We start from the raw sequence: 518 nt of genomic DNA on the forward strand, positions 1-518 counted from the left end.
CTGCTCATAGTTGGGTCGCGGGTCGATCCACGCGCTGCCACCACCGGCTCGAGAAGGAAGCAGACCTGGGTGGAGATCAGGTGTCCATGACCGCCAACGACCAGCACCAGCCGGCCAACTCGCGGGCGATCGCCACGTTCGCCACCGTCGGTCGCTTGCGGCGTTCGAGGAATGTCACCCACCGGTGGTGCAGGCGGCGGTTGCCCTCGTCTCCACGGGCTCGGGCAGCGGCCGGCGCCTGGTCCCATCGCGCACGCATGACCGCCCCGACGTGATACCGCGGCCGGTGATGCCAGGCGGCTTCGACCAGCAGTCGCCGCGCGTGGGTGTTCCCGGTCTTGGTGATCGCACCCAGCGTGCGCGACGAACCGGAGGAGTACTCCGACGGAACCAAACCGACGAAGGATCCGATTGTGTTGCCGGTGAACCGATTCCAGTCCCCGATCTCGACTGCCAACGCAAACCCGGTCAATGTACTCACACCGCGCAGGCATGACATGCGGCGCACCAGTGGGGTG

General features: G+C 67.0%; 1 protein-coding gene. It reads right to left on the bottom strand.

Translation table 11 applies throughout. The features are described from left to right. Positions 1-76: 76 nt before the first annotated feature. Positions 77-518: transposase (locus RM1_RS25820; protein WP_143187355.1), on the bottom strand; the 442-nt coding region annotated here is incomplete at its 5' end.

It is taken from the genome of Rhodococcus maanshanensis NBRC 100610, from assembly GCF_001894865.1.
GTDB classification, from domain to species: Bacteria; Actinomycetota; Actinomycetes; order Mycobacteriales; family Mycobacteriaceae; genus Rhodococcus_G; species Rhodococcus_G maanshanensis.